Below are 23822 nucleotides of genomic sequence, written 5' to 3' on the forward strand. Positions count from 1 at the left end.
GTACGCGTGGAGTCCGGACTCAGCTTCTCCGCCGCCGATCTCGCCCAGACCCGCTTCGCCGTCTCCCCCATGTGGGAGGTCGTCACCAGCTTCCGTCTCCTCCGCGACGCCTCCGAACCGCCGCTCCACCGCCGTTGGGCCGCCCAGGTCCGGCCCCGGATCGTCCGTGCCGGGCTCGACCGCGGCCGGCTCGCCGCGCTCGTCCCCGCCCGCGGCTACCTCGCCGACTTCCTCAACCCCACCCCCACCGGGCCCTTCCCCACCCTGGAAGCCGAACTCGACGCCATCCTGCGGACCCCGCCCGAGCAGATCGCCCGCGATCTGGGCCTCCTCGGCGGCCGGGACGCGGACGACGCGGGCACGCGCGTCGCCGGCCCGGGAGCAGGGGCAGGAACAGGAGCAGGAGCAGGAGCAGGAGCAGGCAGGCGCACGGGTGCCGCCCTCTCGGGCGAAGCGGGCACGGACGCCCACACCGCTCTCGACCTCGAACGGCTCACCGCCGAGATCCGGACCTACTGGGAGCTCGCCCTCGCCCCCTACTGGGCCCGCATCCGCAGCCTCCTGGAAGCCGACGTCTTCCATCGCGCCCGCCAGGTCGCCGAGCACGGCTCCGCGCGCGTGCTCAGTGAACTGCACGAGACCGTACGGTGGGACGACGGCACCCTGCGGCTCGTCCGGCGTGCCTGCGCGCTCACCCGCGACCAGGCAGGTTCCGGGCTGCTGCTGATCCCCTCGGCCTTCGCCTGGCCGCGGGTCCTCACCCGCTCCGTCGCCCCCGACCCGCCCCAACTCGCCTATCCCGCGCGAGGGATCGGCAACCTGTGGGAGCCCCGCACCGCCGGCACCGCGACCGAGGCCGTCGCCGCCGTCCTCGGACGCTCCCGCACCCTGCTCCTCGCCGAGCTCGACACCCCCGCCTCGACCACCCAACTCGCCGCCTCCTCGGGGCTGTCGGCGGCCGGTGTCTCCCAGCACCTCATCGCCCTCAAGAACGCCGGCCTGGTCACCGCCCACCGCAGCGGCCGGTCCGTCCTCTACGCCCGCACCGCCGTCGCCGACAGCCTGCTCTGCCCTACGGAGGAACCCGTATGACCACCGCCGTGACCGCCCCCGCCACGCCGCCCTCCTCCGAGTGGACCGAGCACGTCCTCATACGGGACGGAGTACGGCTCTCCTGCCGCGACTGGGGCGGCGGGGACAGGGGGGACAGCGGGGACAGCGCGGGCGACGCAGGCGACGGCCACGGCCACGGGCACGGCCACGGGCACGGCCACGGGCACGGCGGCTCCCGTCACTCCCTCCTCCTGCTCCACGGGCTCGCCGGGCAGTCCGGCGAATGGGACGCGCTCGCCCGGCTCCTGCGCGCCGACGGGCACCGGGTCGTCGCCCTCGACCAGCGCGGTCACGGCGCGAGCGAGCGGCACCCCGCCGACACCTCGCGCGCCGCGTACGTCGCCGACGTCATCGCCGTACTCGACGATCCCGGCCTCGGCCTGGCGTCCGGTCCCGGGGGCCGGCCGCCCGTGCTCATCGGGCAGTCGTACGGCGGGCACGCCGCCCTCCTCACCGCCGCCGCGCACCCCGCGCGCCTCTCCGGAGCCGTCCTCGTCGAGGCCGGGCCCGGCGGCGCGGAGCCGGGGACCCTGGACGGCATCGGGGACTGGCTCAGGTCCTGGCCCGTGCCCTTCCCCTCGCGGGAGGCGGCAGCCGCGTACTTCGGCGGCGGGCCCGTGGGGGACGGCTGGGCCGGTGGCCTGGAGGAGCGGGACGGGGGCTGGTGGCCCCGGTTCGACCCCGAGGTGATGGTCGCCTCCCTCGCCGAGAACACCGGGCGCGACTGGTGGGAGGAGTGGGCCGCGATCGGCGTCCCGCTGCTCGCCGTCCTCGGCGAGAACGGCATCATCGAGCAGGCGGAGTACGAGGGGATGGCGGCGCGGCTGCCCGCCGGGCTCCGGGGCGCCTGCGTCCCCGGCACCGGGCACGACCTGCACCTGGAACGGCCGGAAGCGCTGTACGACCTCGTCTCCCGCTTCCTCGGGGAGGAACTGCGCTGAACTCCCTTTCCAGGCCCTTGCCTTGGAGTGGACTCCAGCCCCTAGGGTGCGGCGCATGCGCTATCGGGTACTCGGCGGGACCGGGATGGAAGTCAGCACCTACTGCCTCGGCACGATGATGTTCGGGGCCGTCGGCAACCCCGATCACCAGGAGGCCGTACGGATCATCCACGCCGCCCTCGACCGGGGGATCAACTTCGTCGACACCGCCGACATGTACTCGGCGGGCGAGTCCGAGGAGATCGTCGGCAAGGCGCTGCGCGACCCGCGCCGCCGCGAGGACACCGTCCTGGCGACCAAGGTGTACTTCCCGGTCGGCGGCGAGGGCCCCAACCGCAGCGGCTCATCGCGCCGTTGGATCACCCTCGCCGTCGAGAACAGCCTCAAGCGGCTCGGCACCGACTGGATCGACCTCTACCAAGTCCACCGGCCCGACCACCGCACCGACATCGAGGAGACCCTCGACGTCCTCGGCGACCTCGTCTCCCAGGGCAAGATCCGGGCCTTCGGCTGCTCCACCTTCCCCGCGGAGCGGATCGTCGAGGCGCACGCCGTCGCCGAACGGCGCGGTCTGCGCCGCTTCCGCACCGAACAGCCCCCGTACTCGCTGCTCGCCCGCGGCGTCGAGACCTCCGTCCTGCCCGTCGCCCAGCGCTACGGGATGGGGGTGCTGACCTGGAGCCCGCTGGCGTCCGGGTTCCTCAGCGGCGGCTACCGGCAGGGGCGGTCCGTCGACCTCACCCGCGGGCGCGCCGCGCTCACCCCGCACCGCTTCGACCCCGCCCTCCCCGGCAACCAGGCCAAGCTGGCCGCCGTCGAGGAACTCGTCGGCGTCGCCGACTCCCTCGGCTGCACCCTGCCGGAACTGGCCGTCGCCTTCGCCGCCGCGCACCCCGCCGTTACCTCGGTCATCCTCGGGCCGCGGACCATGGAGCAGCTGGAGGGGCTGCTCAAGGGCGCCTCCGTGGTCCTCACGGACGAGGCCATGGACCGCATCGACGCGATCGTCCCGCCCGGCACCGACCTCTACCGGGCCGACGGCGTCTGGCTCCCCGAGGCCCTGACCGACCCCTCCCTGCGACGGCGGCCGGTGGGCGAACGGGCCGCTGCGGACTGACAGCCGGGACGGACTTCCGGGACGGACTTCCGGGCCGGACTGAGCCGGGCGAACTGCCGGGGCGGACTGCAGGGGCGGAACGAGCCGCACGGCCAGCCCGGGCGGAACGAGCCGGGCGGAACGAGCCGCACGGCCAGCCCGGGCGAACTGCCGGGGCGGTGGCCCGCCGGCTCTACTCCGCCCCCGCGAACTGCTCCGTCCCCACCACTCCCAGCAGGGCCAGCCGCTCCCCCGTGTCCGTGCCCGGCGGCGGGGTGAACAGGACCAGTCGCTGCTCGCCCTCCGGGGCCAGCAGCACCTGGCAGTCCAGGTCCACCGGGCCGATCACCGCGTGCAGCACCCGCATCCGGCTGTGCCTGCGGACCGCCACCTCATGCAGCTCCCACAGCTCCGCGAACTCCTCGCTCGCCCCGCGCAGCCGCTCCACCAGCCGGGTCACCGCCGGGTCGCCACCTCGGCGGCCGAACGCGGCGCGCAGGTCCGCGACATGGAGACGGCTGTAGTACGGGTGCTCCTCCGCCGGGTACGCAGTGCGCGCGGCGGGGTCCGCGAACCACCGCCACACCACGTTGCGGCCGTGCTCCGAGACCGTGCACACCCCGCCGAGCAGCGCCCGGGCCAGGGCGTTCTGCGCCAGCACGTCCCCGAGGTCGTTCAGGATCTGCGCGGGGGTCGTGGGCAGGCTGTCGAGCAGGTGCAGCAGGCCCGGCGCCACGTGGTCGCCCGCCGCGGGACCCGCCGGCGGGCGGTGGCCGGCCAGCAGGTGGAGGTGGTCGCGCTCGTCGTGGCTCAGCCGCAGCGCCCGGGCCAGCGCCGCCAGCATCTGCGGCGAGGGCTGCGGGCCGCGGGCCTGCTCCAGGCGGATGTAGTAGTCGGCCGACATCCCCGCGAGCTGCGCGACCTCCTCGCGCCGCAGGCCGGGCGTACGGCGCCGCGGGCCCATGGGGAGACCGGCGTCCTGGGGACGGATCCGGTCCCGGGAGCGGCGCAGGAAATCGGCGAGTTCGCGGCGGTCGATCTTCATACGGATCATGGTGCCGGGCGGGCGGCGCGGGATCCAGAGCGGAACCAGGGACTGCCGATCCCAGGGTCGGAAGGGCTCTCCCGGGGCGTTCCGCACGGCGGCAGAGTCCTCGGTGTCAGCACGGCAGCGCGGCAGCACGGCAGCACGGCAGCCCACAGCAGCGGCCAGCAGGTCAGAGGCCCGGCAGAACAGCAGCCCAGCAGCCCAGCAGCCCGACGACGCCCCTGAATCGCGGGACACCGAATCACCGAATCACCGATCGTCCCGCCCCGCCCCGTCCCGTCCGCCCGCCCGCCCGCCCCGGAGGTAACCCCCATGCCCACCGTCACCGTCGGCACCGCCCACGTCCACTACGACCTCCACGAGGCCCCCGGCGCCACCGGCCCCGCCCTCCTCCTCGTCCACGGCACCGGATCCGGCGGCGCCGTCATCAACTGGGGCCGGACCGCACCCCGTTTCACCGGCGAGCGGACGGTCATCACCCCGGACCTGTCCGGCGCCGACCGGACCACCGACGACGGCGCGCCGCTCAGCGTCGGGGTGCTCGCCGCACAGGTCGTCGCCGTCATCGAGGACGCCGGCGGCCGCCCGGTCGACCTGCTCGGCTTCTCCATGGGCGCCCCGGTGGCCGCCACCGTCGCCGCGCTCCGCCCCGACCTGGTGAACCGGCTGGTCCTGGTGGCCGGATGGGCGCACACGGACGGCGACGAGTACCTGCGCAACCTGTTCACCCTGTGGCAGCGGCTGGGCAGGCACGACCCGGCCGGCTTCGGGCGGAGCGTGACGATGACCGGGTTCAGCCGGGGCTTCCTCAACGCGATCGGCCGCGAGCAGGTCGAGGCCCTGATCCCGAACATGCCGCCCACGCCCGGCACCCTGCGGCACGTCGCCGTGGACCTGGCGGTGGACGTCCGGGCGCTGCTGCCCCGGATCACGGCGCCCACGCTGGTGATCGGCGCCACGCGGGACGCGACCGTGCCGGTGGAGAACAGCCGGGAGCTGGCGGCGGCGATCGGCGGCAGCGCGTACGCGGAGATCGACGCGGGGCACGTCCTCTTCTTCGAGAAGGAGGACGAGTTCGTGAAGACGGTCACGGACTTCCTGCCCGTCTGAAGCCTCCGGGCCCCCGCCCGGGCCATGCTGAGGCCATGAGCAGAGGCGAGAAGAAGCAGGCGAGGACCGTCGGTCCCGAGGAGCGCAGGGCCCGGCTCGCGCTGCGCCACCGGCTGGCCGGGGGCGCGCGGGCGGCGACGGCCGAGGAGGTCGCCGGCGCGCTGGTGGCGCTGCACGCGACCGACCCGGCGACGGTGTTCCTGGCGGCGGGGGCGCGGCTCGTGGACGGCCCGGACCCCGTGGCCGAGGTGGAGCGGGCGCTGTACGGGGAGCGGACGCTGACCCGGATGCACGGCATGCGGCACACCGTCTTCGTCGTCCCCTCCGGTCTCGCCGCCGTCGTCCACTCCTCCACCTCCACCGCCGCGGCCGCCCGCGAACGCGCCTCCCTCCTCAAGCAGCTGGCGGCCGGCAGCGACCTCGACGCGGCCTGGCTGGCCGAGACCGAGCGCCTGGTCCTGGCCGAGCTGGCGCAACGGGGCGAGGCGACGGGCGCCGAACTCGGCACCGCCGTACCGCGGTTGCGGGAGCAGTACGTGTACGGCGTCGGCACCGCCCAGGAGGGCCCGCAGTCGGTGTCCACCCGGGTGCTGCGGGTCCTCGGCATGGAGGGCCGGATCGCCCGGGGCCGGCCGCAGGGGTCCTGGACGTCGAGCCGGTTCCGGTGGGCGCTGACCCCGGCCCACGAGGAACTCCCGCCCGCCGAGGCCCGGTCGGAGCTGGTGCGGCGCTGGCTCGCCGCGTACGGTCCGGCGACCGAGACCGATCTGAAGTGGTGGACGGGCTGGAAGGTCACCGACGTCCGCCACGCCCTGGCCGCGCTCGGCGCGGAGCCGGTCGCCCTCGACGACGGGACGGTCGGCCATCTCCTGCCCGACGACCTCGATCCCGTACGGCCCGATGCCGCCGGCCCCTGGGCGGCCCTGCTCCCCGCGCTCGATCCGACGCCGATGGGGTGGCAGGCCCGCGACTGGTACCTGGATCCGGACCACCGGCCCGCGCTCTTCGACCGCAGCGGCAACATCGGGCCGACCGTCTGGTGGGACGGCCGGATCGTGGGCGGCTGGGCGCAGCGCCCGGACGGCGTGATCGTCCACCGGTTCCTCACCGACGTCGGCGCCGAGGCGGTCCGCGCGGTCGAGGCGGAGGCCGCCCGGCTCGCCGAGTGGGTCGGCGAGGTCCGCGTGACCCCGCGTTTCCGCACGCCGCTGGAGCGGGAGCTGGCCGCCGGGACCTGAGCCCGTCGCCCCGCCCCGGGCCTGCGGCCTGGCCCGTCGCCCCGGCCGGCCGTCCTGCCGCCCTGCCGGCCCCGTTGCTTCCTCCGGCGGAACCCGTACAGGTGAGCTCCGGCGAGGTGTCGAGAAACGCGGACCGGCTCCGACGTCTCCTGTGAAAGGGCTCCGCACGATCCGCACGATCCGCACGATCCGCACGAGCCCCCGTGACCAGCCGGACGAGGAGAACGTCATGAAGTACCTGGTGATGGTGCAGGGCGCGCAGGCCGACTACGACGCCATGAACGGAAAGCCGTCCGCTCACAGCCCGTCCTGGAGCGAGCAGGAGCTCAGGGCGATGTTCGCCCACATGAACGCGATCAACGACGACCTCGCCGAGAGCGGGGAGTACGTGGACGCGCAGGGGCTGGTCGAACCGGCCAGGACCCGCTTCGTGACGGTCGACGCCGAGGGGCGTCCGGTCGTCACGGACGGGCCGTACGGGGAGACGAAGGAGGTGCTCGCCGGGTACTGGGTGCTGGACTGCGCGAGCCTGGACCGGGTCACCGAGATCGCGGTGCGGGTGGCGCGGTGCCCGGTGCCGGCCGGTTCGCCGGTCTTCCCCGTGGTGATCCGCCCGATCGACGAGGCGGGCGGGAGCGACTTCGCCGGAGGCAAGACCGCTTGAGCCTCCCGGACCCGAGCCGCCCGGGCGCTCCAGCGGATCCGGCCGACCCCGCCGACCCCGCCGACCCCGCCGACCCCGCCGACCCCGCCGACCCCGCCGACCCCGCCGACCCCGCCGACCCCGCCGACCCCGCCGACCCCGCCGACCCGGCCGACCCGGCCGACCCGGCCGACCCGGCCGACCCGGCCGACCCGGCCGACCCGCGCAACCGCCCCGCGCAGCCCGCTGCGCCCGGCGGCCCCGGCCCTGGCCCCGGCTCCGGCCCTGGCCCTGGCCCTGGCCCCGGCTCCGGCCCCGGCTCCGGCCCCGGCTCCGGCCCCGGCTCCGGCTCCGGCTCCGGCTCCGGCGAGCCTGATCCCCCGGGCGGCCCCGCCGTCGAGGACCTGCTGCGCCTGCACGCGCCGCAGGTCCTCGGTGCGCTCGTGCGGCGCTACGGGCACTTCGCCGCCGCCGAGGACGCCGTGCAGGAGGCGCTGCTGGCCGCCGCCCGGCAGTGGCCGCTGGACGGGGTGCCGGGCAATCCGCGCGGGTGGCTGATCCGGGTGGCGTCGCGGCGGCTCGCGGACGCGTTGCGGGCCGAGGAGGCGCGTGCCCGCCGGGAGGAGGCCGCGGTGCGGCTCGAACCGCGGGACCCGCGCGCGGCGCCCGCCGAGGACGACACGCTCACCCTGCTCTTCCTCTGCTGCGATCCGGTGCTCGCGCCCGCCGCCCGGATCGCGCTGACGCTGCGGGCGGTGGGCGGCCTGACGACGGCGGAGATCGCCCGCGCCCACCTCGTACCGGAGGCGACCATCGCCCAGCGGATCAGCCGGGCGAAGGCGAAGCTGCGCGCGACCGGAGCGGACCACCCCTTCCACCCGCCCGCGCCGCGGGACCGGGACGCGCGCCTCGCCTCCGTGCTCCAGGTGCTCTACCTGATCTTCAACGAGGGCTATACCGCCACCTCCGGACCCGCCCTGCACCGCGCCGACCTGGCCCGCGAGGCCATCCGGCTGACCCGCGCGGCCCGCCGGCTGCTCCCCCGCGAGGGCGCGGTATCGGGTCTGCTGGCCCTGATGCTGCTCACCGAGGCCCGCAGCGCGGCCCGCACGGGCCCGGACGGCGAGCTGGTACCGCTGGACGAGCAGGACCGCGGCCGCTGGGACCGGGCGGCCATCGCCGAGGGCACCGCCCTGGTGGAGGAGGCCCTGACCGAGGGCCCGCCCGGCCCGTACCAGCTCCAGGCCGCGATCGCCGCCCTCCACGACGAGGCCCCCGACCCCGGGGCCACCGACTGGCCACAGATCCTCGCCCTCTACGACGTTCTGGTGACCAAGACGCCCGACCCGATGGCGGAGCTCGGCCGCGCGGTCGCCCTGGCGATGGTGGAGGGGCCGGAGGCCGGACTCGCCGCGCTGACCGCCCTGGAGCCCCGCCTCCCCGACTCGCACCGCCTGCCCGCGGTCCGCGCCCACCTCCTCGAACGCACCGGCGCCCGCCGCGCCGCCGCCGACGCCTACCGCACCGCCGCCCGCCGCACCCTCAGCCTCCCGGAACGCCGCTACCTCCAGACCCGCGCGGCCCGCCTGGATCCGTGACGCCCACCCGCCGAGCACGCCGTGAGCCGCTCACCGTCCCCGCCGGTCTTCCCACGGACGGTCTTCGAGCCCCGGCAATAAATCGGCAGGTGCCATCCTTGGTCTTCGACAGGACCCCGAGGCGGGGAGAAGATTACCCCCTGGGGTATCCATGGAGGAGTGGTTGTGGAACTGGATCTCGCGGGCGCCGAGCTCAAGGCCGTGCTGAACCGGCTGCGCCGGGCCCAGGGCCAGATCTCCGGCGTGATCCGGATGATCGAGGAGGGCCGGGACTGCGAGGAGGTCGTGACCCAGCTCGCCGCCGCGTCCCGGGCGCTCGACCGGGCCGGGTTCGCGATCATCGCGACCGGACTGCAGCAGTGCCTGACGGACATCGAGGACGGCCGCAAGACGGACGAGGACCGCGACCAGATGCGCGCCCGCCTGGAGAAGCTCTTCCTGTCCCTGGCCTGAGCCCCGCACGCACGGACGTACCCCCGGGAGGTGTCACCCCGGGGGTACGTCTCGTTCCGCGCGCCCGCGATCAGGCGTCCGCGAGCCCCTTCAGCCGCTTGGCGATCTTCGCGAGGCGCTCGCCCTGGTGACGGGCGGCCGCCAGGACGTTCTCCTCGGGGGCGCCGTTGGTGCTGGCGTGCGAGGTGCCGTAGGGGTTGCCGCCGGCCGCGTACACGGACGGGTCGGTGAAGCCGGGGGAGACGATGACCGAGCCCCAGTGGTGGAACGTGTTGTAGAGCGCGAGCAGCGTCGACTCGTTGCCGCCGTGCGTGTTGTACGCGCTGGTGAAGGCGGTGGCCGGCTTGTCGGCCAGCACGCCCTGCTGCCACAGCCCGCCCGCGGTGTCGATGTACTGCTTGAGCTGGGCCGCGACGTTGCCGAAGCGGGTCGGCGAGCCGAGCGCGTACGCGTCCGCCCACTCCAGGTCCTCGAGCGTGGCGATCTCGACGTCACCGGTCGCCTCGACGTGGGCGCGCCAGGCCGGGTTCGCGTCGATGGCCGCGTCGGGGGCGAGCTCGGGGACCCGGCGGAGGCGGACCTCCGCGCCGGCCTTCTCGGCGCCCTCGGCGACGGCCTGGGCGAGCTGGTGCACGTTCCCCGTGGACGAGTAGTAGACGACGGCGACCTTGACGGGCATGGCGGGCTCCTCGATCGAGCTAAGCGGATTGCTTTCCGATTCGACTCTCCGAGGCTAAGCGGACAGCTATCCGATTCGCAAGGGGAACGTTATGCTCGTGGCCAGGAACGAACCGAGGGGGACACGCGCCACAAGGGAGGCAGTCGCAGATGAGCACGAAGAATCCGCAGGCCAGAGATGGGTCGGCGCCGATGCTCAACCTGCTGCCCATCGCCGGAGGCCCGCCGCCCGAGCGCGCCGACGCCGCCCGGAACCGGCGCAAGATCCTCGACGCCGCCGCCCGGATCGTGGCCGAGGAGGGCCCCGAGGCCGTCACGATGAACCAGGTCGCCCACGCCAGCTGTATAGGCGTCGGGACCGTCTACCGCCGCTTCGGCGACGTCGCCCAGCTGCTCCTGGCGCTGCTCGACGACCGCGAGCGGCAGTTCCAGGAGGCCTACCTCAACGGCCCGCCGCCCCTCGGTCCCGGCGCCCCCGCCGACGAACGGCTCGACGCCTTCCTCGACGCACTCGTCGACCGGTCCGTCGAGCAGCGCGAGATCCTGCTCGCCGCCCAGACCGCAGGGCCCGTGGCCCGCTACGGCAACGGCGCCTACCTGGCGATGCACCTGCACCTGACGCTGCTGGTCGGCCAGGCCCGCCCCGGGCTCGACGCCCCCCTCCTGGCGCACCTGCTGCTCGCGCCGTTCTCGCCGAGCCTGATCCACCACCTCTCGGTGGACAAGGGGCTCTCCGCCGGCGAGCTCAAGTCGGGCATGCGGCAGCTGCTGCGCCTACAGCCCGCCGCCGCGCACTGAGCCCCGCCCGCCGGGCCGGCCACCCGCCTGCCCACCCGCCCGCCACTGACAGCCCCGGTAGCCCCGCCTGCCCACCCGCCACTGACAGCCCCGGCAGCCCCGCCTACCCGCCGACCACTGGCAGCCCCGCCGGCCCCGGCAGACCCGGCAGCCCCAGTCGTCCTGACAGGCCCGGCAGCCCCAGTCGTCTGACAGGCCCGGGAGTCCTGGCCGTCCCGGCCGTCCCGCCCGCCCCGTGGACGCCGGTGGACCGGAAGCCCGCCCAGGACGCACGATCGGCGCCATGACCACGTATCTGATCCTGCACGGCTACCAGAACCACCGTCCGCCCGGCCACTGGCACCACTGGCTCGCCGGCGCGCTGCGCGAGCGCGGGCACGAGGTGCGCTACCCGCAGCTCCCGGAGCCGGACGCGCCGGTGCTCGCGGACTGGCTGGACGCCCTGGAACAGCACGGCCGGCGGCCCGACGAGGGCGAGTTCGTGGTCCTCGCGCACAGCCTGGGCGTGCTGCTGTGGCTGCGCGCCGCGGCGGCCGGGCGGGCGCCGGACGCGGACCGGGTGCTCCTGGTCGCCCCGCCCTCCCCCGGCGTCACCGCCTCCATCCCCGAGATCGCCGGCTTCGCCGACGGGCTCGACCTCGGCTCCGTACCGCTGAAGGCGCCCGCGCGGCTGGTGTACGCGGCGGGCGACCCGTACTGCCCCGAGGGCGCCGGCACGCACTACGGCACGCCGCTCGGCCTCGACACGGACGAGGTGCCCGGCGGGGCCCATCTGACCCCGGACTCGGGGTACGGGGAGTGGCCCGCGGTCCTGGAGTGGTGCGAAAACCCGGCGGCGCGGGTGGGCGCCAACCGCTAGCGTCGGGCGGATGCCCACGTACGGAGCCCCCGAGGCCGCCCCCCAGCGCTTCCCCGAGATCGACCCCTACGACGAGGGCCTGCTCGACGTCGGCGACGGCAACCACGTGTACTGGTCCGTCGCCGGCAACCCGGAAGGCAAGCCCGCGCTCGTCGTGCACGGCGGGCCGGGCTCCGGGTCCTCGCCGGGGGCGCGGCGGCTCTTCGACCCGGAGCGGTACCGGATCGTCCAGTTCGACCAGCGCGGCTGCGGGCGCTCCACCCCGCACGCGAGCGACCCGGCCGCCGACCTCTCGGTCAACACCACCGCCCACCTGGTCGCCGACATGGAACGGCTCCGGGTCCACCTGGGCGTCGACCGCTGGCTGCTGTACGGCGGTTCGTGGGGCTCCACGCTGATCCTGGCGTACGCGCAGGCCCACCCCGAGCGGGTCACCGAGATCGTCATCGCCGCCGTCACCACCACCCGCCGTTCCGAGACCGACTGGCTGTACGGGGGTGTCGCCCGCTTCTTCCCCGAGGCGCACGAGCGCTTCCGCGCGGGCGCGGCCGGTCCCGACGCCGCCGGTCCCGACGCCGGTCCCCACGCCGGTCCCCACGCCGCCGGTCCCGAAAGGGCCGTCTCCGGGGCCTCAGGGGCGGCGGAACTCGTCGCCGCCTACGCCGCCCTCATGAACCACCCCGACCCCGCCGTGCGCGAGAAGGCCGCGGCCGACTGGTGCGCCTGGGAGGACGCCGTCCTGTCGATGGAGGGCCAGGGCACCCCGTACACCGACCGGGTCGACGCCACCCGGCTCGCCTTCGTCCGGATCTGCTCGCACTACTTCGCGCACGGCGCCTTCCTGGAGGAGGGCGTCCTGATCCGGGACGCGCACCGGCTGGCCGGCATCCCCGGCGTCCTCGTGCACGGCCGGGTCGACATGGGCGGGCCGCTCACCACCGCCTGGGAGCTGACCCGCGGCTGGCCGGACGCGGAGCTGCGGGTGGTGGAGCGGGCGGGCCACCTGGGCGACGGGGAGACCCGGGCGCACCTGCTCACCGCCCTCGAACGCTTCGCAAAGGGGTGAACCGCCGCGCGGACGGGGAGCGCGGGCGGGATGATCCGGTCATGAGCCCCAGGAGCCCAGAGAGCCCCGAGATCCACCTCGCCCAGCAGCCCGAGGCCGACGAGCTGCTCGGCCGCTCCCCGCTCGCCGCGCTGGTCGGCATGCTGCTCGACCAGCAGGTGCCGATGGAGTGGGCGTTCTCCGGCCCGTACACGATCGCGACCCGGATGGGCCACGACGACCTGGACGCGCACGAGATCGCCGCCCGGGACCCGGAGGCCTTCGCCGCGCTGCTCTCCGAGAAGCCGGCCGTGCACCGCTACCCGGGCTCGATGGCCAAGCGGATCCAGCAGCTGTGCCGCTTCCTCGTCGACGAGTACGGCGGCGACGCCGAGGCGGTCTGGCGGGACGCGGCGACGGGGCCGGAGCTGCTCGACCGGCTGCAGGCGCTGCCCGGGTTCGGCGAGCAGAAGGCGCGGATCTTCCTGGCGCTGCTCGGCAAGCAGTACGGGGTGCGCCCCGAGGGGTGGCGGGAGGCGGCCGGCCCGTACGGCGAGGCGAACTGCTACCGCTCGGCCGCCGACATCACCGGTCCGGAGTCGCTGGCGAAGGTGCGCGCCCACAAGCAGGAGATGAAGGCGGCGGCCAAGGCCGCCAAGGCCGGCGGGACGGCCACCCCGGCCCGTCCGGCCCGGGCGACGAAATCCAGCAAAACAACCAGGAATTGATAATTCCAGATGTCAATCCTGTTCAACCTGACAGGAATTGCGCCAGATGTGTTCACAGAATCCACCACTCGTCGCTAACTTCCCTTCCACCTCGTACGAATCGGGAAGGACTTCTGTGAACGCAACCCAGCGCAGAGCCGCCGCCGTTCTGGCCGCCGCCGCACTCGCCACCCCGCTGGTGCTCGCCGCCCCCGCCACCGCCACCCCCGACCCCGGGGCCGCGGCCGCCCGCGACGCCGCCAAGCTGGCGAAGAAGCTGGTCCGCGAGACGTCCGCGCAGGACGCCTACAAGCACCTCCAGAAGTTCCAGGCGATAGCCGACTCGGCCAACGGCAACCGCGCGGCCGGCACCCTCGGCCACGACGCCTCCGCCGCGTACGTCTACACGCAGCTGAAGAAGGCCGGCTACGCCGTCACCTACCAGAAGTTCGACTTCATCTACACGGAGACGCTCGCCGAGAAGGCCTCCGTCCTCTCCCCCACCGCCCGCGACCTGGCGATCAAGGCGATGACCTACACCAAGTCGACCCCCGTCGGCGGTGTCAGGACCGAGCTCGTCGCCGTCCCGGTGGACGCGGACGGCACCACCGGCTGCGAGCCCGGCGACTTCGCCGCCGGCCGCTACACCGGAAAGGTCGCGCTCATCAAGCGCGGCGGCTGCGCCTTCGACGTCAAGCAGAAGAACGCCGCCACGGCCGGCGCCGCCGGCGCGATCGTCTACAACAACGCCGAGGGCGTGCTCTCCGGCACCCTGGGCGAGCCCTCCGCCACCGGCGTCCCGACCGGCGGCATCACCAAGGCCGAGGGCGAGGCGCTCGTCGCCGACCTCGCCAAGGGCCCGGTGAACATCTCCTTCGAGGTCCGCCAGCTCCAGGAGAAGCGTTCCACCAACAACGTCATCGCGGAGACCGTCGGCGGCAACGCCGCCAACACCGTGGTGCTCGGCTCCCACCTCGACTCCGTCACCGCCGGTCCCGGCATCAACGACAACGGCTCCGGCTCCGCCGGTCTCCTGCAGACCGCCCTGGAGCTCGCCAAGTCGAAGGACAAGGTCCGCAACAAGGTCCGCTTCGCCTGGTGGTCCGCCGAGGAGAACGGCCTCCTCGGCTCCGAGCACTACGTCGCCAACCTGAGCGAGCTCGGCAAGAAGGAGATCAAGCTCTACCTGAACTTCGACATGATCGCCTCGCCGAACTACGGACTCTTCGTCTACGACGGCGACAACTCCGACGGCGTCGGCGCGGGCGCGGGCCCCGAGGGCTCCGCCCAGCTGGAGCGCGACATCAACGACTTCCTCGACCAGCGCGGGATCCCGCACGAGGGCACCGACTTCACCGGCCGCTCCGACTACGGCCCGTTCGTCGACGCGGGCATCGCCTCCGGCGGCACCTTCACCGGCGCCGAGGGCATCAAGACCGCGGGCCAGGCGGCGAAGTTCGGCGGCCAGGCGGGCGTCGCGTACGACGTGAACTACCACGCCAAGGGCGACAACCTCTCGAACATCAACATGACGGCCTTCGACGTCAACATCGACGTCATCGCCAACGCCGTGGGCACCTACGCCCACGACATCAGCTCCCTGAAGCGCCCGGTCGTCTCCGTCCCGACCACCGGCGACGCGGGCAGCGGCGGCGGCCTGCACGCCGACCACGACGAGGTCACCGAGTAACCGTCACCACCGTCGCCTCCGTCACCTCCGTCACCTCCGTCACCTCCGTGACAGCCTTCCCTGGGTGACAGTCGCCGCCGGGTGACCGTCGCCTCCGGGTGACCATCACCACCGGGTGACCGTCACCTCCGGCGGCGCGCGGTCCCGAAGATCGACCGGGAGATCTCCCGGCCCAGCTGGGTCCCGATCGACCGCGCGAGGGACTTGAAGATCCCACTGCCGACGACCTGTTCGGTGAGCGAGGGCTCCTCCTTCTGCCGAGGAGCCCTCGCCGCCTCCTTGGCGGCCGCCTTCTCGGCCGCCGCGGCCTCCTTCTCCGCCACCGCACGCAGCGCCGCCGCCTCCGCCTCCTGCTGCTCGGCCGTCAGCTTCTCGTACGCCGACTCGCGGTCCACCGCCTCCGCGTACCGCCCGTACAGCAGCGAGCCCTTCACCGCCGCCTCCAGCTCCTCCGCCGGAATCGGGCCCATCAGCGACTGCGGCGCCCGCAGCCGGGTCGCCGCCACCGGGGTCGGGGCGCCCTTCTCGCTCAGGACCGTGATCACCGCCTCGCCCGTGCCGAGCCCGGTCAGCACCTCCTCCAGGTCGTACCCCGAGTTCGGGAAGGTCCGCACCGTCGCCTTCAGCGCCTTGGCGTCGTCCGGGGTGAACGCGCGCAGCGCGTGCTGCACCCGGTTGCCGAGCTGCGCCAGCACGTCCGCGGGCACGTCCTTGGGGGTCTGCGTCACGAAGAAGACCCCGACTCCCTTGGACCGGATCAGCCGCACCGTCTGCGTGATCGACTCCAGGAAGGCCTTCGAGGCCCCGTTGAACAGCAGGTGCGCCTCGTCGAAGAAGAAGACCAGCTTCGGCTTCTCGACGTCGCCGACCTCCGGCAGGTCCCCGTACAGGTCCGCCAGCAGCCACATCAGGAAGGTCGAGAACAGCTGCGGCTTGTCCTGCACGGCGGGCAGCTCCAGTACGGAGACGACGCCGCGGCCGTCCGCCGCCGTGCGCAGGAACTCGCTCGTGTCGAACTCCGGCTCCCCGAAGAAGCCGCCCGCGCCCTGCTGCTCGAAGGCCGTGAGCGCACGCAGGATCACCCCGGCCGTCACCGTCGAGAGCCCGCCGATCCCCTTCAGCTCGGCCTTGCCCAGGTCCGAGACGAGGAAGGCGACCACCGCCCGCAGGTCCTTCAGGTCGACCAGCTCCAGGCCCTTGGCGTCCGCGTAGTGGAAGATCAGGCCGAGCGACTGCTCCTGCGTCTGGTTGAGCTGGAGCACCTTGGAGAGCAGCACCGGGCCGAAGCTGGTCACGGTGGCCCGGACCGGGATGCCGGGTCCGGTGCCGCCGAGCCCGTAGAACTCGCAGGGGTAGCCGGTCGCCGTCCACTCCTGCCCGACCTGCCCTGCCCGCTCCCGGACCTTCTCGCCGTCGGCGCCGGGCGCCGAGACGCCGGAGACGTCGCCCTTGATGTCGGCGAGGAAGACCGGCACCCCGTGCGCGGACAGCTGCTCGGCGATCAGCTGGAGCGTCTTGGTCTTGCCGGTGCCGGTCGCGCCGGCGACCAGGCCGTGCCGGTTCAGCATCGGCAGCGGGATGCGGATCTGCGCGTCCGGGTGACACCGCCCGTCCCAGAGCAGCGCCCCCAGATCGAGTGCCGCTCCGTCGAAGGCGTACCCGGCGGCGATCTGCGCCCAGGGGGCCGTGCCGGACGCCTCGCCGGACGCCTCCCCCGGCGCCCCGCCGGGCGCCCCGCCGGGCGGCTGTTCGCTCACGCTCATGACGACCCCTGTCCCGGTTGCGCAAGGTTTTGTGATGGTTTGCCCCAGCATCGCACCGGGTGTGCGTGGCTGCGCCGGGAGCCGGTCGCCCGGTAGGCTTTCCGTGTGATCTTCAAGCGCATCGGTAACGGAAAGCCGTATCCCGACCACGGCCGGGAAAGCACCCGGCAGTGGGCGGACGTCGCCCCGCGCCCGGTCCGCCTCGATCAGCTGGTGACGACCAAGGGCCAGCTGGACCTGGAGACCCTGCTCGCCGAGGACTCGACCTTCTACGGCGACCTCTTCGCGCACGTCGTGAAGTGGCGGGGCGACCTCTACCTGGAGGACGGACTCCACCGCGCGGTCCGCGCCGCGCTCCAGCAGCGCCAGGTGCTGCACGCCCGCGTCCTGGAGATGGACTGACCCTCCAGGAGCCGACGGCGCCCCCGCCGGCTGATCCTTTCGGGGCCTCTTCGCCCCCATCCGGACGCGATCACATGATCATCCAGTAGGCATCGCCCACGGGCGGCATTACGCTGCGTTCATGAGCATGCTCACTCCCCCCGGAATGGGCGGAAAGTACCGCATCACGGGCGATGTCTACCCGCGCATGCGCCGCCCCCACCGCCGGCGCAGGATCATCCTCGGAGCCGCGGCCGGAGCGCTCGTGCTCGGCGCGGCGGGCTGGGGGACGCTGCAGCTGGTCGAGGTCTTCACCGGCGGCGACGGCAAGACCACCACGGCCGCCGGGAAGCAGGCCGACTGCAAGCCCGTCGCCAAGGCCTCCGCGCAGCCCGCCACCGCTCTGCCCAAGCCCGCCCAGATCACGGTCAACGTCTACAACGCGACCCCGCGCGCCGGGCTCGCCAAGACGACCGCGGACGAGCTGAAGAAGCGCGGCTTCGCCATCGGCAAGGTGGGCAACGCCCCGGCCGCCTACGACAAGAAGGTCCCCGGCGCCGGGATACTGCTCGGCGCCCCCGCGGCCACCAAGGGCAGCTTCTCCGTGCTCGGCACCCAGCTGAAGGGCGCCACGACGAAGGTCGACGCCCGCACCACGGCGGACGTCGACCTGATCATCGGTACGGCTTTCAAGACGCTCGACCCGAAGGCCGCGGCGGACGCGGCGCTCGTGGCCCTGAACAAGCCCAAGCAGCCGCTGCCCGGACGCTGCTAGCCGGTCCGCTCGGGTCCGGCGGCCGAACGGCCCGGGCGATCCCCGCCCGGGCGGTCCGGAGCGGGCGATCCCGCTCGGGCGATCCCGCTCGGACTAGTCGGCGGTCCCGTACATGCGGTCGCCCGCGTCGCCCAGGCCCGGGACGATGTAGCCGTTCTCGTTGAGGCGCTCGTCGACCGAGGCCGTCACGACGGTCACCGGCGTGCCCGCCAGCTCGCGCTCCATGATCTCGACGCCCTCCGGGGCGGCGAGCAGCACGACCGCGGTCACGTCGTCGGCACCGCGCTTGATGAGCTCCTGGATCGCCGCCACCAGCGTGCCGCCGGTCGCCAGCATCGGGTCCAGGACGTACACCTGGCGGCCGGAGAGGTCCTCCGGCATGCGCGAGGCGTACGTGGACGCCTCCAGCGTCTCCTCGTTGCGGATCATGCCGAGGAAGCCCACCTCGGCCGTCGGCAGCAGCCGCACCATGCCGTCGAGCATGCCGAGGCCGGCCCGCAGGATCGGGACCACCAGCGGCCGCGGGTACGACAGCTTCACACCGGTCGTCGGCGTGACGGGGGTCTCGATGTCGACCTGCTCGGTGCGCACGTCCCTGGTCGCCTCGTAGGCGAGCAGCGTGACCAGCTCGTCGGCGAGCCGGCGGAAGGTCGGGGAGTCCGTGCGCTTGTCGCGCAGCGTGGTGAGCTTGTGGGCGACCAGCGGGTGATCGACGACGTGGAGACGCATGCCTCCACAGTAGCCGGGACTGGCGTCGAACCATGCCGCCGAGGGAAGGTGGGGACACAGGTACCGGACCGGAGTCCTGGGGTGGTGTGGCATGCCCGACCTGGAAGGCAAGGCCGGCGGAGCGGCTCCCGAGGGGGAGCGCCGCCCGGAGACCGACGCGGAGCGCCGCAGACGCCGCGCGCAGTTCCTGCGCGAGCTGAACGAGGCCAAGGCGCTGCGCGACCGCGTCCAGCCCCGGCGCGCCCGGGCGGCCCGGATGCGGCAGGCCATGCGCATGCGCACCTTCCGCTGGTGACCCGCGGACGACCCGCGGACGCGCCACGGGCGACTCGCGGACGTGCCACGGACGACCCACGGACGCGCCACGGACGCGCCACGGGCGACCCACGGGCGACCCGCGGACGACTCGCGGACGGCCCGCGGACGCGCCACGGACGACTCGCGGACGGCCCACGGGCGACCCACGGGCCGCCGGAGACGCACCCGCGCGCGCCCGCCGGTGACGTACGGGTGACGCACCCGGGGACGTACGGGTGGCGGCCCGATGACGGGTGGCCGTGCGCCCCCTCTGTGCGCCGGGGTCGCACGCCCGCCCGATCGCGGTGTCGTTCAGACTGATGCACGACGCAAGAGCCGAAGACCTCTCCTGAGGCCTCCGTTTCTGCCACGATGCCGATTGGGCGGGGCATCAGGAGCGCGCCGCCGGATCGTCACACCTCTGATCAGTGGGAGAGTCAGGTGTACTTCGCCGCACTGCTCGCGCGCACCGAAGACGGGTGGGAAGCGAGCGATACAGAGCTCGACAGTGTGGAGACCCTGTCGGACATCGCCGATCTGGCCCGGGAGGCCGCGGCGGACGACAGCGAGACCGTGATCGTGTTCATCGAGCAGGAGGACGCGTGGTTCGGCGTCGTCCGCGTCGACGGCGAGGACGACCCCCGGGTCTTCGTCTCGAACGCGGCCGCGGCGGCCCGCTCCTCGTACGGGGAGATCCTCACCTCGGAGATCCTCGGCGACGACCCGCGCAACGCTGACACCGACGTGGACGCGCTGGACCTGGACGGCACGGAGGACGGCGAGCCCGCCGACGCCCTGGCCGGCGAGGACGACGAGGAGACGGGCGTGCCCGCCGCCCCCGTCGGCGACCGGCAGATCCTGGCCGACCTGGGCCTCCCCGAGCGGGAGCTGCTCGCGCTCGAGAGCGACGCCCTCGGGGAGATCGCGGAGATCCTGGGCGCCTCCGCCGTCCTGGAGGCCGTGCGCTAGTGCCCCTGGCAGCACGAGGCCCCGGTGCGGGCGCCGATCCCGTACGGGACCCCTGGCGGGATCCGATGCGGCTGGCCCTCGCCGAGGCGGACAAGGCCGCGCTGGCCGGTGACGTACCGGTCGGCGCGGTCGTGCTCTCCCCGGACGGCACGGTCCTCGCCCTCGGCCACAACGAGCGCGAGGCGACCGGCGACCCCACGGCCCACGCCGAGGTCCTGGCGCTGCGGCGGGCGGCCGCGGCGGCCGGCGAGTGGCGGCTGACCGGCTGCACGCTCGTGGTGACCCTGGAGCCCTGCGTGATGTGCGCGGGCGCACTCGTCCAGTCGCGGGTCGAACGGGTGGTCTTCGGCGCCTTCGACGAGAAGGCGGGCGCGACCGGCTCCCTGTGGGACCTCGTCCGGGACCGGCGGCTCAACCATCGCCCCGAGGTCGTCCACGGGGTCCTGGAGGAGGAGTGCTCCCGTCAGCTGACGGCCTTCTTCCGAGACCGCTGACGGCACCCGGCACCGGCTCCCCGCCCCTCTCGGCACCCCCTCCCCACCGCCTTCCCACCCCCCTCCCACCTGCGCGGACATATGGATTTCAGTCCTGGGCACCTTTGGGCTAAGCTCTCTCTCGGTAGCGTGTCCGAGCGGCCGAAGGAGCTCGCCTCGAAAGCGAGTGTGGGGAAACTCACCGAGGGTTCAAATCCCTCCGCTACCGCCAGGAAACCTCCCCGGACCTCGGTCCGGGGAGGTTTTTTCATGCCCACCCCCGAACCCCGGGGAGTAATGTCATGCACCTGACAATCATGGCGGGCTGACGAAGGCTTAGGACGGGGGGAGCGGCATCGGGGGGACAAGCCGCTCCCCCCGATGAGAACCGGTCCTGCAAGTCCTGCGCCGCAGTCAGGGGGGAAGCTCGCGGCGCGGACCCCGCAGTGAGGGCCGGTTCCTCGGCCCTGCGGATTCCTGCCAGATCCGCCGGGCTCGAGATCAATACTGCTCCTCCGCCGCCCCTCCGGACGGCGGCAAAAGGCCCCGATCGCAGGGCCCTTGGTCCATAAAGGCCCCGTGAGGAGGGCCTGGGTTAGACTCGGCGACCGCGCGGCGGAGGCGGCCAGGGGAGGGCGGAGCGGATGGCGCAGGCGAAGAAGATCGCTCTCTATGCGGTCGTGGTGTTCGTGCTCTACACGATCATCACGTCCCCGGCCCGGGCGGCGGACCTCGTCCAGGTAGGGTTCGAGGGCATATCGAGCGCCGCTCAAGGCGTCGGCCAGTTCATGACCGAGCTCGTCAACTAGGAGTACCGCCCGTGATCCGCCATCTGGTCCTCTTCAAGCTCAACGACGGCGTGCAGCGCGACGAGCCGCGCGTGGTGGCGGGCGTCGAGGCCTTCCGCGCCCTCGGCTCGCAGATTCCGGAGCTGCGCTTCTGGGAGTGCGACTGGAACATCTCGGACCGCCCGATCGCCTACGACTTCGCCATCAACTCGGCCGTCGAGGACGCGGACGCGCTCAAGCTCTACCTGGAGCACCCGGCGCACCAGGCGGGCGTGGCCCAGTGGCGCGAGTTCGCGACCTGGGTGATCGCCGACTACCCGTTCGAGGGCTGAGCCCCGCCTCGCCCCCACCCCGAGCCTTCCCGGGCCCCTCGCCGACCTCCGGCGGGGGGCCCGGATTTTTACCCGCCCAACTTGCCCTCAACACGTGGTTATACGGTGCTTGCACACAGTGGACATGTCTTGTGATGCTATGACCGCTTTTGACGGATGAGTCGACGAAGTTGACATGAAGGGGTGGCGTGAACGTGCCGGCCAGTGCAGCGCCTCAAGTCCCGCCCCAGAACGAGGCCGGGGCCCCGGAGACCCCGCGCCCCCGCCCCCAGAGCACCCGTGGTGCCGACACCCGCGCCCTGACCCAGGTGCTCTTCGGGCAGCTCAAGAACCTGGAGCCGGGCAGCCCGGAGCACCACCGGGTGCGCGGGGCCCTGATCGAGGCCAACCTGCCCCTCGTGCGGTACGCCGCGGCCCGCTTCCGCAGCCGCAACGAGCCGATGGAGGACGTGGTCCAGGTCGGCACGATCGGCCTGATCAACGCGATCGACCGCTTCGACCCCGACCGGGGCGTGCAGTTCCCGACCTTCGCCATGCCGACCGTCGTCGGCGAGATCAAGCGCTACTTCCGCGACAACGTGCGCACGGTCCACGTGCCCCGCCGGCTCCACGAGCTGTGGGTCCAGGTCAACGGCGCCACCGAGGACCTGACGACGGCTCACGGCCGCTCCCCCACCACCGCCGAGATCGCCGAGCGCCTGAGGATCGGCGAGGACGAGGTGCTGGCCTGCATCGAGGCCGGCCGCTCCTACCACGCCACCTCCCTGGAGGCGGCCCAGGAGGGCGACGGGCTGCCCGGACTGCTCGACCGGCTCGGCTACGAGGACCCGGCGCTCGCCGGGGTCGAGCACCGCGACCTCGTACGGCACCTGCTCGTCCAACTGCCCGAGCGCGAGCAGCGGATCCTCATGCTCCGCTACTACAGCAACCTGACCCAGTCTCAGATCAGCCAGGAGCTCGGGGTCTCGCAGATGCACGTGTCAAGGCTCCTCGCCCGGAGCTTCGCCCGGCTGAGATCCGCAAATCGGATCGAAGCGTAGCTGGGACGGGTAGACCGTTTCGGAGCAGTTTTTCGGCACCTCAAATGCCGCACACCCCTTGTTTCCTGCGGATATGCACCCTGCACTTGTCGACAAGTCACTACAGCGTGTTGCCGACATGTGACATTCTGCAGAAACCGAGTTTGCCGCGGCCCCGCCTCCGGTATTCAGGTGGAGGCTGCGTTCCTCAGATGGTCGTGGCCGCCACGACCGTCCGCGACCTCAAGGGGGTGGCATGTCCGCAGAACAGGGCAGCTCGAAGGTGCTCACGCTCACGCCCATGCCCGCGTCCGTGCAGACGCCCGTCTCCGTGCCGACGGCCGTTCCGGCGCAGCCGCCCGTGCCGGGGGCCGTGCCCGTCCAGACGACGGCACCCACCGCCGCGGACTCGGCGACCGGGACGGACGAGCCCCTCGTCGCCCCGCCGGCCGTCACGCCGGAGGCCATCGACACCCGCACCCTCTCGCGCTCCCTGTTCCTGCGGCTGCGCGCCCTGGACGACGAGGGCGTGGCCGCGGACAGCCCGGAGCGGACCTACGTCCGCGACACCCTCATCGAGCTCAACCTCCCCCTCGTGCGGTACGCGGCGGCCCGCTTCCGCTCCCGCAACGAGCCCATGGAGGACATCGTCCAGGTCGGCACCATCGGCCTGATCAAGGCGATCGACCGCTTCGACTGCGAACGGGGCGTGGAGTTCCCGACCTTCGCGATGCCGACGGTCGTGGGCGAGATCAAGCGCTTCTTCCGCGACACCTCCTGGTCCGTCCGCGTCCCGCGCCGCCTCCAGGAGCTCCGCCTCGCCCTCACCAAGGCCAGCGACGAGCTCGCGCAGAAGCTGGACCGCTCGCCCACCGTGCCCGAACTGGCCGCCGTCCTCGGGGTGTCGGAGGAGGACGTCGTCGACGGCCTCGCCGTCGGCAACGCGTACACCGCCTCCTCCCTCGACTCCCCGTCGCCCGAGGACGACGGCGGCGAGGGCTCCCTGGCGGACCGCCTCGGCTACGAGGACACGGCCCTGGAGGGCGTCGAGTACCGCGAGTCGCTGAAGCCGCTGCTCGCCAAACTCCCGCCCCGCGAGCGGCAGATCATCATGCTCCGCTTCTTCGCGAACATGACCCAGTCGCAGATCGGCGAGGAGGTCGGCATCTCCCAGATGCACGTCTCCCGGCTCCTCACCCGCACCCTCGCCCAGCTCCGCGAGGGCCTGATCGCCGACTGAACCAGGCCGACCCGCTTTCTTCCTGATGATCCATCAGCC

Annotated in this window: 26 protein-coding genes and 1 tRNA gene; 23 read left to right on the top strand and 4 right to left on the bottom strand. The window is 73.4% G+C overall.

Features of this window, described 5'->3' with window-relative positions; all coding sequences use genetic code 11:
* Positions 1-6: 6 nt before the first annotated feature.
* Genes ABD981_RS19655 through ABD981_RS19665 form a run of 3 tightly spaced genes read left to right on the top strand, consistent with a single transcriptional unit; the run spans position 7 to position 3171 of the window.
* A complete protein-coding gene (locus ABD981_RS19655) occupies positions 7-1092 on the top strand; it encodes an ArsR/SmtB family transcription factor (protein WP_240495487.1) in 1086 nt (361 codons plus the stop codon).
* Positions 1089-2054 carry an alpha/beta fold hydrolase gene (locus tag ABD981_RS19660; protein ID WP_046912182.1) on the top strand — a complete coding sequence of 322 codons (966 nt, stop codon included), beginning with the start codon at positions 1089-1091 and terminating at the stop codon, positions 2052-2054. The genes ABD981_RS19655 and ABD981_RS19660 overlap by 4 nt, the downstream gene beginning before the upstream one ends.
* Before the next feature lie 55 nt (positions 2055-2109).
* Positions 2110-3171 (top strand): aldo/keto reductase, encoded by a 1062-nt coding sequence (locus tag ABD981_RS19665; protein WP_046912181.1) that lies wholly within the window; start codon positions 2110-2112, stop codon positions 3169-3171.
* A 172-nt stretch (positions 3172-3343) separates the two neighbouring features.
* Here the strand turns inward: ABD981_RS19665 and ABD981_RS19670 are convergent, their stop codons facing one another.
* Positions 3344-4204: a helix-turn-helix transcriptional regulator gene (locus ABD981_RS19670; protein ID WP_205628327.1), complete on the bottom strand. Its 861-nt coding sequence runs from the start codon at positions 4202-4204 to the stop codon at positions 3344-3346.
* Between the two features lie 306 nt (positions 4205-4510).
* Here ABD981_RS19670 and ABD981_RS19675 point away from each other — a divergent pair, with 306 nt between their 5' ends.
* The 5 genes from ABD981_RS19675 to ABD981_RS19695 all read left to right on the top strand — a co-directional run bounded on the left by ABD981_RS19675 (position 4511) and on the right by ABD981_RS19695 (position 9240).
* On the top strand, positions 4511-5308 hold the full coding sequence (locus ABD981_RS19675; RefSeq protein WP_046912179.1) for an alpha/beta fold hydrolase: 798 nt from the start codon (positions 4511-4513) through the stop codon (positions 5306-5308).
* Between the two features lie 35 nt (positions 5309-5343).
* Entirely contained in the window at positions 5344-6546 is a 1203-nt protein-coding gene (locus ABD981_RS19680; RefSeq protein ID WP_046912178.1) for a winged helix DNA-binding domain-containing protein, read from the top strand.
* 229 nt (positions 6547-6775) lie between these two features.
* Entirely contained in the window at positions 6776-7210 is a 435-nt protein-coding gene (locus ABD981_RS19685) for a YciI family protein (RefSeq protein WP_046912189.1), read from the top strand.
* A 383-nt stretch (positions 7211-7593) separates the two neighbouring features.
* A complete protein-coding gene (locus ABD981_RS19690; protein WP_046911681.1) occupies positions 7594-8787 on the top strand; it encodes an RNA polymerase sigma factor in 1194 nt (397 codons plus the stop codon).
* 165 nt (positions 8788-8952) lie between these two features.
* Complete coding sequence (locus ABD981_RS19695) at positions 8953-9240, top strand: metal-sensitive transcriptional regulator (protein WP_046911680.1); 288 nt, start codon at positions 8953-8955, stop codon at positions 9238-9240.
* A 70-nt stretch (positions 9241-9310) separates the two neighbouring features.
* Here the strand turns inward: ABD981_RS19695 and wrbA are convergent, their stop codons facing one another.
* On the bottom strand, positions 9311-9919 hold the full coding sequence (gene wrbA, locus ABD981_RS19700; protein ID WP_046911679.1) for an NAD(P)H:quinone oxidoreductase: 609 nt from the start codon (positions 9917-9919) through the stop codon (positions 9311-9313).
* 149 nt (positions 9920-10068) lie between these two features.
* Here wrbA and ABD981_RS19705 point away from each other — a divergent pair, with 149 nt between their 5' ends.
* The 5 genes from ABD981_RS19705 (at position 10069) to ABD981_RS19725 (ending at position 15017) form a co-directional block, all read left to right on the top strand.
* The gene (locus tag ABD981_RS19705) at positions 10069-10716 is read left to right on the top strand and encodes a TetR/AcrR family transcriptional regulator (RefSeq protein WP_046911678.1); all 648 of its coding nucleotides are present in this window, start codon (positions 10069-10071) and stop codon (positions 10714-10716) included.
* Positions 10717-10999: 283 nt separating this feature from the next.
* On the top strand, positions 11000-11575 hold the full coding sequence (locus tag ABD981_RS19710; protein WP_046911677.1) for an RBBP9/YdeN family alpha/beta hydrolase: 576 nt from the start codon (positions 11000-11002) through the stop codon (positions 11573-11575).
* 10 nt (positions 11576-11585) lie between these two features.
* The gene (locus tag ABD981_RS19715; protein ID WP_046911676.1) at positions 11586-12641 is read left to right on the top strand and encodes an alpha/beta fold hydrolase; all 1056 of its coding nucleotides are present in this window, start codon (positions 11586-11588) and stop codon (positions 12639-12641) included.
* Between the two features lie 41 nt (positions 12642-12682).
* On the top strand, positions 12683-13348 hold the full coding sequence (locus tag ABD981_RS19720) for an HhH-GPD-type base excision DNA repair protein (RefSeq protein ID WP_046911675.1): 666 nt from the start codon (positions 12683-12685) through the stop codon (positions 13346-13348).
* A 115-nt stretch (positions 13349-13463) separates the two neighbouring features.
* Entirely contained in the window at positions 13464-15017 is a 1554-nt protein-coding gene (locus ABD981_RS19725; protein ID WP_046911674.1) for a M28 family metallopeptidase, read from the top strand.
* Between the two features lie 122 nt (positions 15018-15139).
* Here ABD981_RS19725 and ABD981_RS19730 read toward each other — a convergent pair whose 3' ends face one another.
* Positions 15140-16780 (bottom strand): helicase HerA-like domain-containing protein, encoded by a 1641-nt coding sequence (locus tag ABD981_RS19730; RefSeq protein ID WP_046911673.1) that lies wholly within the window; start codon positions 16778-16780, stop codon positions 15140-15142.
* Between the two features lie 105 nt (positions 16781-16885).
* Between ABD981_RS19730 and ABD981_RS19735 the strand changes: the two genes are divergently transcribed.
* Both ABD981_RS19735 and ABD981_RS19740 read left to right on the top strand, forming a co-directional pair.
* A complete protein-coding gene (locus ABD981_RS19735; protein WP_017240525.1) occupies positions 16886-17182 on the top strand; it encodes a type II toxin-antitoxin system VapB family antitoxin in 297 nt (98 codons plus the stop codon).
* 121 nt (positions 17183-17303) lie between these two features.
* Positions 17304-17936 (top strand): LytR C-terminal domain-containing protein, encoded by a 633-nt coding sequence (locus ABD981_RS19740; RefSeq protein ID WP_046911672.1) that lies wholly within the window; start codon positions 17304-17306, stop codon positions 17934-17936.
* A gap of 93 nt (positions 17937-18029) precedes the next feature.
* Here the strand turns inward: ABD981_RS19740 and upp are convergent, their stop codons facing one another.
* Positions 18030-18665 carry a uracil phosphoribosyltransferase gene (gene upp, locus ABD981_RS19745; RefSeq protein ID WP_046911671.1) on the bottom strand — a complete coding sequence of 212 codons (636 nt, stop codon included), beginning with the start codon at positions 18663-18665 and terminating at the stop codon, positions 18030-18032.
* 91 nt (positions 18666-18756) lie between these two features.
* Here upp and ABD981_RS19750 point away from each other — a divergent pair, with 91 nt between their 5' ends.
* The 8 genes from ABD981_RS19750 to ABD981_RS19785 all read left to right on the top strand — a co-directional run bounded on the left by ABD981_RS19750 (position 18757) and on the right by ABD981_RS19785 (position 23783).
* A complete protein-coding gene (locus ABD981_RS19750) occupies positions 18757-18960 on the top strand; it encodes a hypothetical protein (protein ID WP_046911670.1) in 204 nt (67 codons plus the stop codon).
* 443 nt (positions 18961-19403) lie between these two features.
* Positions 19404-19931, top strand: a complete 528-nt coding sequence (locus ABD981_RS19755) for a tRNA adenosine deaminase-associated protein (protein WP_046911669.1) — start codon at positions 19404-19406, stop codon at positions 19929-19931.
* Positions 19932-19996: 65 nt separating this feature from the next.
* Positions 19997-20425: a tRNA adenosine(34) deaminase TadA gene (tadA, locus tag ABD981_RS19760; protein WP_046911668.1), complete on the top strand. Its 429-nt coding sequence runs from the start codon at positions 19997-19999 to the stop codon at positions 20423-20425.
* A gap of 123 nt (positions 20426-20548) precedes the next feature.
* A tRNA-Ser gene (locus ABD981_RS19765) sits at positions 20549-20636 on the top strand.
* Positions 20637-21048: 412 nt separating this feature from the next.
* Entirely contained in the window at positions 21049-21213 is a 165-nt protein-coding gene (locus ABD981_RS19770) for a hypothetical protein (protein WP_164986384.1), read from the top strand.
* Between the two features lie 11 nt (positions 21214-21224).
* Positions 21225-21524 carry a Dabb family protein gene (locus tag ABD981_RS19775; RefSeq protein ID WP_046911667.1) on the top strand — a complete coding sequence of 100 codons (300 nt, stop codon included), beginning with the start codon at positions 21225-21227 and terminating at the stop codon, positions 21522-21524.
* A gap of 194 nt (positions 21525-21718) precedes the next feature.
* The gene (locus ABD981_RS19780; protein ID WP_046911685.1) at positions 21719-22564 is read left to right on the top strand and encodes an RNA polymerase sigma factor SigF; all 846 of its coding nucleotides are present in this window, start codon (positions 21719-21721) and stop codon (positions 22562-22564) included.
* 235 nt (positions 22565-22799) lie between these two features.
* Positions 22800-23783: an RNA polymerase sigma factor SigF gene (locus ABD981_RS19785; protein ID WP_046911666.1), complete on the top strand. Its 984-nt coding sequence runs from the start codon at positions 22800-22802 to the stop codon at positions 23781-23783.
* Positions 23784-23822: the final 39 nt, after the last annotated feature.

The organism is Streptomyces showdoensis (assembly GCF_039535475.1).
GTDB classification, from domain to species: Bacteria; Actinomycetota; Actinomycetes; order Streptomycetales; family Streptomycetaceae; genus Streptomyces; species Streptomyces showdoensis.

Excerpts from the sequence above, each read along its gene's own strand:
- ABD981_RS19730 (WP_046911673.1), bottom strand. The coding sequence starts at position 16,780 with ATGAGCGTGAGCGAACAGCCGCCCGGCGGGGCGCCCGGCGGGGCGCCG.
- ABD981_RS19670 (WP_205628327.1), bottom strand. The coding sequence starts at position 4,204 with ATGATCCGTATGAAGATCGACCGCCGCGAACTCGCCGATTTCCTGCGC.
- ABD981_RS19675 (WP_046912179.1), top strand. The coding sequence starts at position 4,511 with ATGCCCACCGTCACCGTCGGCACCGCCCACGTCCACTACGACCTCCAC.
- ABD981_RS19715 (WP_046911676.1), top strand. The coding sequence starts at position 11,586 with ATGCCCACGTACGGAGCCCCCGAGGCCGCCCCCCAGCGCTTCCCCGAG.
- ABD981_RS19660 (WP_046912182.1), top strand. The coding sequence starts at position 1,089 with ATGACCACCGCCGTGACCGCCCCCGCCACGCCGCCCTCCTCCGAGTGG.
- ABD981_RS19750 (WP_046911670.1), top strand. The coding sequence starts at position 18,757 with ATGCCCGACCTGGAAGGCAAGGCCGGCGGAGCGGCTCCCGAGGGGGAG.
- ABD981_RS19680 (WP_046912178.1), top strand. The coding sequence starts at position 5,344 with ATGAGCAGAGGCGAGAAGAAGCAGGCGAGGACCGTCGGTCCCGAGGAG.
- upp (WP_046911671.1), bottom strand. The coding sequence starts at position 18,665 with ATGCGTCTCCACGTCGTCGATCACCCGCTGGTCGCCCACAAGCTCACC.
- ABD981_RS19770 (WP_164986384.1), top strand. The coding sequence starts at position 21,049 with ATGGCGCAGGCGAAGAAGATCGCTCTCTATGCGGTCGTGGTGTTCGTG.
- ABD981_RS19665 (WP_046912181.1), top strand. The coding sequence starts at position 2,110 with ATGCGCTATCGGGTACTCGGCGGGACCGGGATGGAAGTCAGCACCTAC.
- ABD981_RS19785 (WP_046911666.1), top strand. The coding sequence starts at position 22,800 with ATGTCCGCAGAACAGGGCAGCTCGAAGGTGCTCACGCTCACGCCCATG.
- ABD981_RS19685 (WP_046912189.1), top strand. The coding sequence starts at position 6,776 with ATGAAGTACCTGGTGATGGTGCAGGGCGCGCAGGCCGACTACGACGCC.
- tadA (WP_046911668.1), top strand. The coding sequence starts at position 19,997 with ATGCGGCTGGCCCTCGCCGAGGCGGACAAGGCCGCGCTGGCCGGTGAC.
- ABD981_RS19740 (WP_046911672.1), top strand. The coding sequence starts at position 17,304 with ATGAGCATGCTCACTCCCCCCGGAATGGGCGGAAAGTACCGCATCACG.
- ABD981_RS19720 (WP_046911675.1), top strand. The coding sequence starts at position 12,683 with ATGAGCCCCAGGAGCCCAGAGAGCCCCGAGATCCACCTCGCCCAGCAG.
- ABD981_RS19705 (WP_046911678.1), top strand. The coding sequence starts at position 10,069 with ATGAGCACGAAGAATCCGCAGGCCAGAGATGGGTCGGCGCCGATGCTC.
- wrbA (WP_046911679.1), bottom strand. The coding sequence starts at position 9,919 with ATGCCCGTCAAGGTCGCCGTCGTCTACTACTCGTCCACGGGGAACGTG.
- ABD981_RS19710 (WP_046911677.1), top strand. The coding sequence starts at position 11,000 with ATGACCACGTATCTGATCCTGCACGGCTACCAGAACCACCGTCCGCCC.